Below are 12,628 nucleotides of genomic sequence, written 5' to 3' on the forward strand. Positions count from 1 at the left end.
CGTCCGCTATGCCGACAATGCAGCCGATTCATTCGGGCATGCGGAAAGGCGTAAGATGGCGGAGATGGGAAGCAGCGGCGCGACGAGCGCACCGGTCGGCGACACGCCGGAGTTCGTCCATCTTCGCGTCCATTCCGCCTATTCGCTTCTTGAGGGTGCGTTGCCGCTCAAGAAGATCCTCGCCAAGGCGGCCGGCGACAATCAGCCGGCTATCGCCATCACGGATACCAATAATCTCTTCGTCGCGCTGGAATTCTCCCAGAAGGCGATGGACGAGGGCATGCAGCCGATCATCGGCTGCCAGGTGTCCATCGACATGGAAGATAGTGTCGAGGGCGAGAAGCGTGGACCGCAGCAGGCATTGGCCAAGTTGCCGTCCATCATCCTCCTCGCCGCCACGGAACAGGGCTATGAACGCCTCGTCGATCTGGTCAGCCGGGCCTATCTCGGCGGCGAAGGCAATCATGCCGTCCATATCACCGCTTCCTGGCTGGAGGAAATCGGCACGGAAGGCATGATCGCGCTGACGGGATCGCTCGGCGGTCCGGTCGATATGGCGCTGAAGGAGGGGCACGCGCCACAGGCGCTGTCGCGGCTGCTGACGCTGAAGCGCCTGTTCGGCGACCGGCTCTATGTCGAATTGCAGCGCCACGGCACCTATGACCGGCGCCACGAGCAGAAGATGCTCGCGCTCGCTTATGAGCATGATCTGCCCCTGGTCGCGACCAACGAGGCCTTCTTCCCGACCCGCGACGATTACGATGCCCATGACGCGCTGATGGCGGTGGCCCACAATGCCATCGTGTCGGACGACACCCGCTTCCGCCTGACCCCTGACCATTATCTGAAAAGCCGCGCCGATATGGCGAAGCTCTTTTCCAATCTGCCGGAAGCGCTGGAAAACACCGTCGAGATCGCACGGCGCTGCTCCTTCGTCCTGAAGACGCGCAAGCCGATCCTGCCGCGCTTCACCGGCGCGACCGATGATGCCGAGGAGGCCGAACGCGCAGAGGTCGCGGAATTGCGGGCTCAGGCCGTCGAGGGCCTCGATCAGCGTCTGGCTTCGCTCGGCATGGCGCCGGGCTACGAGGAAAAGGAGTATCGCGAGCGGCTGGAGTTCGAGCTCAGCGTCATCGAGCGCATGAAGTTCCCCGGCTACTTCCTGATCGTTGCGGACTTCATCAAATGGGCCAAGCGCCATGATATCCCGGTCGGGCCGGGCCGCGGTTCTGGCGCGGGCTCGCTGGTCGCCTATGCGCTCACCATCACCGACGTCGATCCGCTGCGCTTCTCGCTGCTGTTCGAGCGCTTCCTCAATCCGGAACGCGTGTCGATGCCCGACTTCGATATCGACTTCTGCCAGGACCGCCGCGAAGAGGTGATCCGCTATGTGCAGGCCAAATATGGCCGCGAGCAGGTGGCGCAGATCATCACCTTCGGGTCGCTGCAGGCGCGCGCCGCGCTTCGCGACGTTGGCCGTGTGCTGGAAATGCCCTATGGCCAGGTCGACAAGATCTGCAAGCTCGTGCCGAACAACCCGGCCAATCCGACGCCGCTGCATCAGGCGATCAAGGAAGAGCCGCGCCTACAGGAAGAGGCCGACAAGGAACCCGTCGTCGCCCGCCTGCTGGATATCGCCCAGAAGATCGAGGGCCTCTATCGCCACGCCTCGACCCACGCCGCCGGTATCGTCATCGGCGACCGGCCGCTGTCGAAGCTCGTGCCCATGTATCGCGATCCGCGCTCGGACATGCCGGTCACCCAGTTCAACATGAAATGGGTCGAGCAGGCCGGCCTGGTGAAATTCGACTTCCTCGGCCTGAAGACGCTGACCGTCCTGAAGACGGCGGTCGATTTCGTCGCCAAGCGCGGCATCAGCGTCGATCTCGCCAGCATTCCCCTTGACGACAAGCCGACCTACGACATGCTCTCGCGCGGCGAGACGGTCGGCGTGTTTCAGGTGGAAAGCGCGGGCATGCGCAAGGCGCTGATCGGCATGCGCCCGGACTGCATCGAGGACATCATCGCGCTGGTGGCGCTCTATCGTCCAGGCCCGATGGAAAACATCCCGGTCTATAATGCCCGCAAGCATGGCGAGGAGGAGATCGAGTCGATCCATCCGAAGATCGACTACCTGCTGAAGGAAACCCAGGGCGTTATCGTCTATCAGGAGCAGGTGATGCAGGTCGCCCAGGTGCTCTCTGGCTATTCGCTCGGCGAGGCCGATCTGCTGCGCCGCGCCATGGGTAAGAAGATCAAGGCCGAGATGGACCAGCAGCGCGAGCGCTTTGTCGACGGCGCCGTCAAGAACGGCGTGTCGAAGGGGCAATCGGACGTCATCTTCGATCTGCTGGCAAAATTCGCCAATTACGGCTTCAACAAATCACACGCCGCCGCCTATGCGATCGTCTCCTATCAGACGGCCTATATGAAGGCGCATTATCCGGTGGAGTTCCTCGCGGCGTCGATGACGCTCGATATGGCGAACACCGAGAAGGTCAACGATTTCCGCCAGGACGCCAAGCGCCTCGGCATCGACGTCATCGCCCCGTCGATCCAGACCTCGTTCCGTCGTTTCGAGACCGGCGACAACCGTATCTATTATGCGCTCGCTGCCATCAAGGGCGTCGGCGAATCCGCCGTCGATCATATCGTCGAGGTTCGTGGCGACACGCCCTTCGCCGGCATCGAGGACTTCTGCCTGCGCATCGATCCCAAGCAGATCAATCGCCGCGTGCTGGAAAGCCTGATCGCCGCCGGCGCCTTCGATTGCTTCGAGATCGATCGCGCGCAGCTGATCGGCGGGATCGACCGGATCATGGGCTATGCGCAAGTCGCGCAGGAAAACAAGCGCAGCGGGCAGCACGACATGTTCGGAAGTGCGGCTTCGGGGCCGGAGAAGATCCTGCTGCCGGCCTTCACGCCATGGCTTGCCTCGGAGCGGCTGCTGCGCGAGTTCCAGGTGCTCGGCTTCTATCTGACGGCCCACCCGCTCGACACCTATAAGGGCGTGCTCGACAAGATGCGCGTGCAGACCTTCGCCGATTTCTCCGCGGCGGTGAAGCAGGGGGCCAGCAACGGCCGCCTGGCCGGAACCGTCATCTCGAAGCAGGAGCGCAAGACGCGCACCGGCAACAAGATGGGCATCTTCGTCTTCTCCGATGCGTCGGGCCAGTTCGAATGCGTGCTGTTTTCCGAAGTGCTCAACCAGTACCGCGACGTGCTCGAAGTGGGCAAATCCTTCGTCATCACCGCGCAGGCCGACGAGCGGCCGGAGGGTATCAGCCTGCGGCTGCAGACGGCACAGTCGCTGGAAGAGAAATCGCTGCAGATGCAGAAGGCCTTGCGCGTCTATGTTCGCGATTCCGGTCCGCTGAAGGCGGTTGCCGCCCATCTCAACGCCAAGGGCGACGGCCTCGTCTCCTTCATCGTCATCAAGGAGGAAGGCAAGCGCGAGGTGGAGGTGGCACTGCCGGAGAAATATCGCATCACGCCGGAGATCGCCGCGGCGCTGCGCACCGCGCCCGGCGTGATCGATGTCGAATTGGTCTAGCCCTTCTTCCCCAGCGCGCCGCTGTTGGTGATGGTGATGAAATCGGTGCCATCGCCGGTTTCCGGCCCGATGCCGGTGTCGGAAATCGTCAGCGATGAACCTGCCGTCAGCAGTTCGGCGATCCTGCGTCGCGCGTCTTCCGGGATCGTGATGCGATCAAGCGCGCGGTCGGCGGCATCGAGCGATTGCGCCTGCTCCTCGCTGGTAATGCCGAGCCGCTTCTTTGCAGCCTTGGAAAGCGCGTCCTCCAGCGTGATGCCGAACCAGTCGGCCCTGCCGTTGATCCGGTCGATCACATTGGTGGTGAAGAAATGCGTGCCGAGCGCCTCCTGCGGTTCGGCGATGATCGCGGCTGCTTCGAAGATCGGCCTGAAGCTCTGACGAACCATGATCTCGCCATTGGGAGGTTCGCCCTTACCGGCAGCCGCATAGGCGGCCTGCATTAGCGCCGGGCTGACAAGGCTGCCCGAGGCGGTGATGCCATGCGCGGTCTTGAAGTCCTCGATGGCCTGCACGGTTGCCGGCCCGAGCAGGCCGTCCGGTGTGCCGGTGTCAAAACCGAGGCCATTCAGCAGGCCCTGCAGGTCACGGACGTTTTCGCGCAAGCCGCGCCGGGTGATCAGGATGCTGAGGGGAGCCTGATCCGGCTGTGGCGTGCGCACCGCCGGCGGCATCGGCAGCGAGGCCGCATCGTTGGTAGCGACCTGAACCGGCTGCGCTTGCGGCAGGAAGCCGGCCGTCGTCGGGCGCAGTGCAAAATCGGAGAACAGCACCGGGGAGGGCGCGGTATCGGGACGGAACAGCATGGCATGCTCGAAAGGCTGCGGCACCAGCGGCTGATCGGCGATGACGACATGCACGCCGCGTTCAGTCATCTGATAGAGCATCTTGGCGAAAGCCTTCGGCATGCGGACGCAGCCATGCGAGGCTGGATAATTCGGCACGGAGTTGGATTCGTGCAGCGCGATGCCCGACCAGGTCAGCCGCTGCATGTAGGGCATCGGCGCGTTCGAGTAGAGATTGGACTCATGATAGACCTTCTTCTCCAGAATGGAGAAGATGCCGCTCGGCGTGGTGTGGCCGCGCTTGCCGGTCGAGACCTTCGAGCTGGCCACCACCTTGTCGCCATCGTAGACCGCCAGCGATTGCCGGTCCTTCGACACGACGATCTGCAAGGTGCGGGCATCGTCAGCCGCAAAAGCAGGGTGAACGAGGGCTGTGGCCGACAACAGGCCAAGTCCGAAGAGGAAACGCGGCTTCATATACACATACCAGAACGCAATACTCGTATTCCGCAGACTAGTCTTCGAAGTTTAAGGAAGACTTGAAGACAAGCTCCAGGATCGAATTGCTTTATCGGGGCGAGATCGGCCGAAACCTGTGTGATAGACGCAATTGCGGCAGGATGTATTTTATGTAAATCTTAAAGTGAAATGTGGAGCCGGGTGGGGGTTCGACATGCAGGTCGATATCATCGAGACTTTGGAAGACCTCCGATCGCTCAAGGACGGATGGGACCGGATCTATGAACTCGACCCGGAGGCCCATGCTTTCCTGTCCTGGACCTGGATATCGAGCTGGTTTGCCTCGCGCGGATTGCCTTGGTTCGTGCTGGCGGCGAGGGAGGAGGCGGACGACCCCCATGTGGCCTTCTTTCCGATACAGCTCGGCACCGGATTTGAGCGCGGCAGGGGGTTCTATAATGTCGTCGTGACCGGCGGCTCCTATTTCGCGCCGAATACGGGCATCCTTTGTGATCCCTTTTTTGCGGGGGCGGCCATGTCTGCCTTCGCGGAGTGTCTGCGCGCCTTCGCGTGGCGCAGTCTGCATCTGGACGACATCGATCGCTCATCGGAACGGATCGGGCTTTTCCTCCAGCAGTTTCCGGCGAGTGATTTCAATGGGGAGCGGATCAAGCGTCGGCCGGACGATCCCGAGGCGGCCGGCAAGATCGATCCGGAGATCCATGTCCATGCAACGCTGCCGGCGGATTTCTCCTCCTTTCTCGACGAAAAGCTGCATAGGCACGCGCGGCGCAATATCCGCCGCTGCCTGCGCGATCTCGACGGGTCGGCAACGCTGCGGGTGACCCATGGCGGCAGCGAAACGGTTGCGGAGGACCTGGAGACGCTGCTGAGCCTCTGGCAGAAGCAATGGGCATGGCGTGATCCCAACTATCTGCGCTACACCCTCGACAATGCGCGAGCGGTCCTGCCGGACTGCATGCGTGGCGGCGATCTCCTGCTGCCGATCCTTTGGCGGGACGAAACGCCGATCGCGGCCGCGGCCATCCTTATCGATCATCCCAGGAAGCGGCTGAGTGTATTTCTCACCGCCCGCGATGTCGCCGTTCGGGACGGGTCTCCCGGTCTGATGCTGCATGCGCATACGGTGCGCTGGGCGATAGAGAACGGCTTCCGCATCTATGATCTCGGCCCCGGCGACTATGCGCATAAATATCTCTTCGGTTCCGTCAGCCGGCGGGTCGAGCGCTATCGGATCGATACGCGAACCGGACGGAATCTCGGTGAGCAGCTCGATCCGCATTGCCTGCTCATCGCGCTTGCGCGTGTCAAAAGCCTGCAGGCGGCGGGCGATCTGAGCGATGCCGAGATCGGTTGCCGGCAGATACTCGCCGTCGCGCCGGAACATGCCGAGGCATTGGCACTCTATCGCGACATCGCGGCATCACGAATGCTCTGGCAGGCGATCTCGCCGGATGAGAGCGTCTCGCTGAAGGGCGCCGATCAGCAAGCCATCGAACGCGCCGAGGCGGAAAAACAGTGTCGCGCCGCAATCGCCGCCAATCCGTCGGATTTCGATGCGGTACATCGGCTCGGCATCCTCCTGATGCTACGCGGCGAAGCCAGGGAGGCTGAAGTGGAAATCATGCGGGCGCTGGAACTTCGTCCCGACTCGGCGGCCGCCCATTGCACCCATGGCAATATCCTCGCCGCCTTCCGGGATTTCGAGGGTGCCATCGTGCGCTACGATCGAACCATCGCGCTCGACCCCAGCCACGCCGTCGCCCACAACAACAAGGGCAATGCGCTGCGCCATCTCGGACGTCCCGACGAAGCGCTGGCGAGCTATGAGAAAGCGCTGGCGATCAGGCCGGACTACCGGCAGGCACTCGCCAATCGCGCCGCCCTTTTCGATGCCGAGGACGATATCCTGCCGCCGATCAATCAGGTCTCGCGCTTTCCGTTGAACGTATAGCCGGTTTCCACGGTCTTGTTGCCGAATTTCTCCCGGAGCTTGTCCATCGCCGCCTCCGCCGCGGCACGGCGCGTTGCCTGCTCGTCTATCAGATCGGGCGGGTCGGCCCGGCCGGCATCGCAGAGATCGGTAACGCCGATGCCGATCAGGCGGAATTTCGTGCCGTCGGTTTCAGGCGTCAGCAATCGCAGGCCGGTGCGGAAGATGCGGTCGGCAAGCTGCGTCGGGTCCTCCAGGCGCCGGTTGCGGGTGCGGCTCTTGAAATCGGCCGATTTGAGCTTCAGCACCACCGTCTGTCCGGCAATGCCGCTGCGTTTCAGCCGGCGCGATACCTTTTCCGAGAGATCGCGCAGGATCGGCACGAGATCGTCGTGACGGGAGATATCGTCGAAGAAGGTCGTCTCCGCCGAAACGCTTTTTGCTGCCTCGTTCGGATGCACCGTGCGGTCGTCGATGCCGCGCGACAGGCGGAAGAGCCGCTGGCCGATGACCCCGTATCGGCGCATCAGATCGCCTTCCTCCATGGTCTGCAATTGACCGATGGTGCGGATGCCGTCGTTCTCGAGTGTGGCGGCGAAAGCCTTGCCCACACCCCAGATCGTCGTCACCGGCCGCGGTTCCAGAAAGGAAAGGGCCTCTTCGCGGCCGATAACGGAAAAACCGCGGGGTTTTTGCAGGTCGGAGGCGACCTTGGCGAGGAACTTGCAATAGGAAAGACCGACCGAGATGGTGATGCCGATCTCCTGCTCGATACGGCGGGCGAATTTGGCGAGGATGCGCGCCGGTGGATCGTGATGCAGACGCTGCGTGCCGTCGAGTTCCAGAAAGGCTTCGTCGATCGAGAGCGGCTGTACCAGCGGCGTCAGTTCCTGCATCAGCGCGCGTACCTCGCGGCCGATGCGGACATATTTTTCCATGTTCGGGCGGATGACGACCGCCTGCGGACAGGCCTCGAGCGCCTTGAACATCGGCATGGCGGAGCGCACGCCATGGATGCGGGCGATGTAGCAGGCGGTGGAGACGACGCCGCGCTTGCCGCCGCCGACGATCACCGGCTTGTCTGCCAGTTCCGGATTGTCGCGCTTCTCAATCGAGGCATAGAAGGCGTCGCAATCGATATGGGCGAGCGTCAGGCCGTATAGCTCGCGATGATAGACGAGACGGGGGCTGCCGCAGGCCCGGCAACGGCTCCGCTCAGCCGATTGCTCGCTCAAGCAATCGCGGCAGAAACCGGGAACTCTGTCGGGCGCGCTGGTCATGAGGATGAGAACAAAAATTGAACATCGCCACCTTATGTTTTAAACTCGTGAGTCTCAAGCGGGAAAAGCGATCGGGAGGATATGTTGGAAGAATGGAGAGCGCTGCCTTTGACCGGGGATCGTTGGGATGATTTCGAGGCGCTCTTCGGACCGAGCGGCGCCTGCTACGGATGCTGGTGCACCCATTTCCGGGTTCCGACGGCGCAGCGGAAGAGAATGGACCCGCAGGCTAAAAAGGCCTTCATGCAAGCGCGTGTCGCCGCCGGGCCTGCTCCCGGCATGCTCGGTTATGTCGGCGATCGTCCGGTCGCCTGGGTGCAGGTCGGGCCGCGTCCGGAGCTGCCGCAATGGAACTCGCCGAAAACCGTGTCACGGCCACTCGATCCGGCCGATGCCGAAGATGCCTCGGTCTGGGCGGTGAGCTGCTTCTTCATGAATTCGCGCGACCGCGGCAAGGGATACAGCCATCGCATGCTGTCGGAGGCGGTGAATTTCGCCCGGTCTTCCGGAGCGCGCATTCTCGAGGCCTGTCCGATCGAGAGGACGAAGCAATCGAAATCCGTCGGTCTTTATGTCGGATCGCTGCGCATCTTCGAGGCGGCAGGATTTTCCGAGGTGGCGAAGCGGAAGGATGGACGCCCCTTGATGCGCCTTGCTTTGTGATGGCGGCGCGGCCGGGTCTAGCGGGCGATATGGGCCTGGATCAGGGACGCCGCTTCGCTCCAATCGCTCGTTTGGACAATATCGGCGGATGCGGCCGGCGCCATGCGGTGGACGACGGAATCCGGCTTCAGATTGATCAGGAGGCAGCTTTCGACATGGTCGCGAACCGAATGCAGATTATGCGCCATGTCGTCGACGAAGGCGACGGGCAGGGAGCGGGCTCCATGCAGGGCGCGCAGGATCGGCCCTTTCGGCTGCAGGGAAGCCAGCAGCGGATAGGTGAGTCCAAGCCGGTCGAGAAGGCGGCGGCGCTGCGCCGAGAATTGCGGCGGCATGGCGGTGAGGAAGGCGATGTCGGCATCCCTGGAGAAGTCGGCAAGCGTGTCGATCACGCGATCGAGGGGAGTCTGCCATTGTTCCTGCGCCTGGAAGAAGGCTTCGATCAGGCGATGAACCTCGTTTTCCTCGAGGGCGATGCCGCTGGCCTTCGAAACGATGTTGCCGGTGAGCCGGAACGAACGCGGCAGGAATTCGTGGCCTTCGGCCTCGATGAACGACAGGAAAGGCGCGAAGAAATGCAGCACGACATCATCGACGTCGCAGACGATCAGCGGCCGGTCGCCGAGACGGACATGCGACATATCCAGGTCGATTGGCGCATCCATGGTCAATATTCTCCCGAGGAAAGGCCGGGCGGCGAGAAATGCGCCGAGGCCGCCGCGACCGCCTCCGGTGCTATCCCGCTCGCTTCACAGAAGGCAAGCAAGGTCGGCTCGTGGTTCATCAGAAAATCCAGCATCCCCGCAAGAAAGGCCGGCTCGTTGATGGCATTGCGCACCTGCGCGGGCTCGACGCCAGTCAAGGCCAGGAAACGGCCGAACATATCCGGTTCGTTGGCGAGCCAGCCGAGGACCGCGATCGCAGTTTCCTGCGGGTCGGCGATGGCCTTCTTGGGGTTCTTGAAGTTACTTTGCATTTCCAGGGGTAAGTTACCTATTTTTCAACCAAATGCCGCTAGTGTCGGGCACAGATATTTCTGGAATCGATTTGCCGCGACCTTATATTTTCAGCGAATGGATGCAATACCGGATGCAGGGACAGCTCTCCATGCCTAAGCAAGTGATGATTGTAGAAGACAACGAGCTGAATATGAAGCTCTTTCGCGATCTCATCGAGGCGTCCGGCTATACGACGATCCAGACACGGAACGGCATGGAAGCGCTTGATCTCGCTCGCAAATATCGTCCCGACCTGATTCTCATGGATATCCAGCTCCCGGAAGTTTCCGGCCTGGAGGTGACGAAGTGGCTGAAGGAGGATGACGATCTGCACGTCATTCCGGTGATCGCGGTCACCGCCTTCGCCATGAAGGGCGACGAGGAGCGTATTCGCCAGGGCGGCTGCGAGGCCTATGTCTCGAAACCGATCTCCGTCCCGAAATTCATCGAGACCATCAAGACCTATCTGGGCGACGCCTGAGCGCGGGGAACGACTGATGACCGCGCGCATTCTGGTAGTCGACGATATCCCGGCCAATGTGAAGCTCCTTGAAGCGCGGCTGCTGGCCGAATATTTCGAGGTGCTGACGGCTGAAGACGGGCTGAAGGCGCTCGCCGTCTGCGAGAGCACGCAGGTCGATCTCGTCCTGCTCGATATCATGATGCCGGGCATGGACGGTTTCGATGTCTGCGAGCGGCTGAAATCCGATCCGCGCACCTCGCATATCCCCGTGGTCATGGTGACGGCGCTGGATCAGCCCGCCGACCGCGTGCGCGGCCTGAAGGCCGGTGCCGACGATTTCCTCACCAAGCCGGTGAACGACCTGCAGCTTATCTCGCGCGTCAAGAGCCTGCTGCGCCTGAAGACGCTGAGCGACGAGCTGCGGATGCGCAACGAAACGGCGCGCAATTTCGGCATCGAGGATTTGCTGCGCATGGGCGACGGCCGCGCCGATGAGAGCGGGCACATATTGCTCGTCGACGGCCGCGCCAATTCGCAGGAGCGCATCGTCCGCGCCCTGAAGCCGATCGCGGAGGTCACGGCGACATCCGATCCGCAGGCGGCACTGTTCGAGGCGGCGGAGCGGCCGTTCGAGCTGGTCATCGTCAACTCCAATTTCGACGACTACGATCCGCTGCGGCTCTGCTCGCAGCTTCGGTCGCTGGAGCGCACGCGCTTCCTGCCGGTGCTGCTGGTGACGGAGCAGGGGGCCGACGAAATGATCGTCCGGGCGCTCGATCTCGGTGTCAACGATTATATCGTCCGGCCGCTGGACCCGAACGAGCTGGTGGCCCGCAGCCTGACACAGATCCGCCGCAAGCGGTACAATGACCGTCTGCGCGCCAGCGTGCAGCAGACGATCGAGCTGGCGGTCACGGACGCCCTTACCGGGCTGAACAACAGGCGCTATCTCGACAATCACCTGAAGATCCTCTTCGATCGCTCTCTGGCGAGAGGGCGGCCGCTCTCGATACTGATCACCGACATAGACCGCTTCAAGCTGGTGAACGACACCTATGGCCATGACGCCGGTGACGAGGTGCTGAAGGAGTTTGCCTCCCGCATCCGCTCGACTGTGCGCGGTGCGGATCTGGCCTGCCGCTATGGCGGGGAGGAATTCGTCGTGGTGATGCCGGATACCTCGCCGGAGATCGCAGCCGCCGTTGCCGAGCGTTTGCGCGCGGCGGTGGAGACCGTACCCGTCACGCTTCGGGAAACCGGAGCGGCGCTCACCATCACCGCATCTTTCGGCATTTCATCCCGCCTGGAAACCGTCGAGACACCCGAGCAATTGATGAAGCAAGCCGATCGCGCTTTGTATGAGGCCAAGAAGGCTGGCCGAAACCGAGTTGTCGCAGCCGCGGCCTGAGCCGGATCGATCCGGCTGAGACGCTTGAATACCCTTTGAAATCCGCGGGTTTTTCGCGGTTTTGAGCAGTGCTTAAAAAAATGTAATGATTATTCCACAATTATATGTGGGCCGAATCCCGCAGCAGCATAAGCTTTATAATTGTCGTATAAGAAAGCGGAAATACTTGATCGTCGGCGATCGGCTGGCAAGCGAAATGTATTGTGCGCAATATGCCGGTCGGCATCGAAGTGGAGACGGCTCAAGACTATCGGGGCGCCATCCATAATATGCCCATCGGCAAAGTATGAAATCGATCCTGAATATCTCTGGCTGAAAGTTTCTATGTATGCGCCGACTATCTCTTCGGCTTTAGAATAGGCTCACGCCGGAATTTCTATCTTTTCGAGTGGCAGGACTGAATGAAAGCGGGAGTTTTAACCATCCGGTCAAAGGAAAAATTTTTATCATTAAGAATTTGTTGATTTTCTTTCGATTTCGCGCAAATTTAGTCTCGTATACAGATAGCCCGAGAGGGTTTCGCAATACCCCATGATGCTCAGGTCCGCCGCATCTCCTGGGTCGTGGGGTCGGTCGGCTGGCAGGCAAATTCAAACGGTTCCTCGTGCCGTTTTGCAGGCTAGCCGGCCCCCGAATTGGAAACGCCGCCTCTTTCGGGAGAGCGGCGTTTTCTTTGGTCCATATATCGACGCATCCTCGACCTATGTCGGCTCTCCGGCCACGCGATATCCGATGCCCGTAAGCCGGCAAAGAAAAAGGCGCCAACCTCTCGGTCGCGCCTCTTTAATAACCAGAAGTTCGGAAACTTACTTGATCTTCGTTTCCTTGAACTCGACGTGCTTCTTAGCAATCGGGTCGTACTTCGTCTTCGTCATCTTGTCCGTCATCGTACGGCTGTTCTTCGTCGTGACGTAGAAGAAACCGGTGTCGGCCGTCGACAGCAGCTTGATCTTGATGGTGGTAGCCTTGGCCATGGTCGTCCTGCCTTTAAGAAAATGAAAGCCGTGGACGGCCAGTGCGGTGGTCCACGGCAAATTCTGGCGCGAAAATACAAATCGCGCCCGA

10 protein-coding genes are annotated in these 12,628 nt (G+C 61.4%); 5 read left to right on the forward strand and 5 right to left on the reverse strand.

All coding sequences use genetic code 11. The features are described 5' to 3' along the window. Positions 1-55: 55 nt before the first annotated feature. Entirely contained in the window at positions 56-3,553 is a 3,498-nt protein-coding gene (dnaE, locus tag FHX11_RS10140) for a DNA polymerase III subunit alpha (protein WP_184357445.1), read from the forward strand. Here the strand turns inward: dnaE and FHX11_RS10145 are convergent. After that, positions 3,550-4,815: a L,D-transpeptidase family protein gene (locus FHX11_RS10145; protein ID WP_184357446.1), complete on the reverse strand. Its 1,266-nt coding sequence runs from the start codon at positions 4,813-4,815 to the stop codon at positions 3,550-3,552. The two genes, dnaE and FHX11_RS10145, sit on opposite strands and share 4 nt — an antisense overlap. A 196-nt stretch (positions 4,816-5,011) precedes the next feature. On the opposite strand from FHX11_RS10145, the gene FHX11_RS10150 reads away from it, so the two are divergent. Then, positions 5,012-6,772 (forward strand): GNAT family N-acetyltransferase, encoded by a 1,761-nt coding sequence (locus FHX11_RS10150; protein WP_184357447.1) that lies wholly within the window; start codon positions 5,012-5,014, stop codon positions 6,770-6,772. Here the strand turns inward: FHX11_RS10150 and FHX11_RS10155 are convergent. Further along, on the reverse strand, positions 6,742-8,031 hold the full coding sequence (locus FHX11_RS10155) for a DNA polymerase IV (RefSeq protein WP_184357448.1): 1,290 nt from the start codon (positions 8,029-8,031) through the stop codon (positions 6,742-6,744). The two genes, FHX11_RS10150 and FHX11_RS10155, sit on opposite strands and share 31 nt — an antisense overlap. An 81-nt stretch (positions 8,032-8,112) precedes the next feature. On the opposite strand from FHX11_RS10155, the gene FHX11_RS10160 reads away from it, so the two are divergent. Continuing rightward, positions 8,113-8,694 (forward strand): GNAT family N-acetyltransferase, encoded by a 582-nt coding sequence (locus FHX11_RS10160; RefSeq protein WP_184357449.1) that lies wholly within the window; start codon positions 8,113-8,115, stop codon positions 8,692-8,694. A 17-nt stretch (positions 8,695-8,711) separates the two neighbouring features. On the opposite strand, the gene FHX11_RS10165 is transcribed toward FHX11_RS10160, so the two are convergent. Together FHX11_RS10165 and FHX11_RS10170 are read right to left on the reverse strand one after the other, a co-directional pair. Beyond that, the gene (locus FHX11_RS10165; RefSeq protein ID WP_184357450.1) at positions 8,712-9,359 is read right to left on the reverse strand and encodes a hypothetical protein; all 648 of its coding nucleotides are present in this window, start codon (positions 9,357-9,359) and stop codon (positions 8,712-8,714) included. A gap of 2 nt (positions 9,360-9,361) precedes the next feature. Then, positions 9,362-9,670 carry a DUF3572 domain-containing protein gene (locus FHX11_RS10170; RefSeq protein ID WP_184357451.1) on the reverse strand — a complete coding sequence of 103 codons (309 nt, stop codon included), beginning with the start codon at positions 9,668-9,670 and terminating at the stop codon, positions 9,362-9,364. Positions 9,671-9,801: 131 nt separating this feature from the next. On the opposite strand from FHX11_RS10170, the gene FHX11_RS10175 reads away from it, so the two are divergent. Both FHX11_RS10175 and FHX11_RS10180 read left to right on the forward strand, forming a co-directional pair. Continuing rightward, positions 9,802-10,173, forward strand: a complete 372-nt coding sequence (locus FHX11_RS10175) for a response regulator (protein ID WP_007531841.1) — start codon at positions 9,802-9,804, stop codon at positions 10,171-10,173. A 16-nt stretch (positions 10,174-10,189) separates the two neighbouring features. Further along, positions 10,190-11,563, forward strand: a complete 1,374-nt coding sequence (locus FHX11_RS10180; protein ID WP_184357452.1) for a PleD family two-component system response regulator — start codon at positions 10,190-10,192, stop codon at positions 11,561-11,563. 806 nt (positions 11,564-12,369) lie between these two features. Here the strand turns inward: FHX11_RS10180 and rpmG are convergent. Further along, positions 12,370-12,537: a 50S ribosomal protein L33 gene (rpmG, locus tag FHX11_RS10185; RefSeq protein WP_003587245.1), complete on the reverse strand. Its 168-nt coding sequence runs from the start codon at positions 12,535-12,537 to the stop codon at positions 12,370-12,372. Positions 12,538-12,628 lie beyond the last annotated feature (91 nt).

The sequence above is a fragment of the Rhizobium sp. BK602 genome (assembly GCF_014195095.1).
Lineage (GTDB): Bacteria > Pseudomonadota > Alphaproteobacteria > Rhizobiales > Rhizobiaceae > Rhizobium.

Bases quoted from the DNA above. Each gene is read 5' to 3' on its own strand.
- dnaE (WP_184357445.1), top strand. From the start codon at position 56: ATGGCGGAGATGGGAAGCAGCGGCGCGACGAGCGCACCGGTCGGCGAC.
- FHX11_RS10145 (WP_184357446.1), bottom strand. From the start codon at position 4,815: ATGAAGCCGCGTTTCCTCTTCGGACTTGGCCTGTTGTCGGCCACAGCC.
- FHX11_RS10150 (WP_184357447.1), top strand. From the start codon at position 5,012: ATGCAGGTCGATATCATCGAGACTTTGGAAGACCTCCGATCGCTCAAG.
- FHX11_RS10155 (WP_184357448.1), bottom strand. From the start codon at position 8,031: ATGACCAGCGCGCCCGACAGAGTTCCCGGTTTCTGCCGCGATTGCTTG.
- FHX11_RS10160 (WP_184357449.1), top strand. From the start codon at position 8,113: ATGTTGGAAGAATGGAGAGCGCTGCCTTTGACCGGGGATCGTTGGGAT.
- FHX11_RS10165 (WP_184357450.1), bottom strand. From the start codon at position 9,359: ATGGATGCGCCAATCGACCTGGATATGTCGCATGTCCGTCTCGGCGAC.
- FHX11_RS10170 (WP_184357451.1), bottom strand. From the start codon at position 9,670: ATGCAAAGTAACTTCAAGAACCCCAAGAAGGCCATCGCCGACCCGCAG.
- FHX11_RS10175 (WP_007531841.1), top strand. From the start codon at position 9,802: ATGCCTAAGCAAGTGATGATTGTAGAAGACAACGAGCTGAATATGAAG.
- FHX11_RS10180 (WP_184357452.1), top strand. From the start codon at position 10,190: ATGACCGCGCGCATTCTGGTAGTCGACGATATCCCGGCCAATGTGAAG.
- rpmG (WP_003587245.1), bottom strand. From the start codon at position 12,537: ATGGCCAAGGCTACCACCATCAAGATCAAGCTGCTGTCGACGGCCGAC.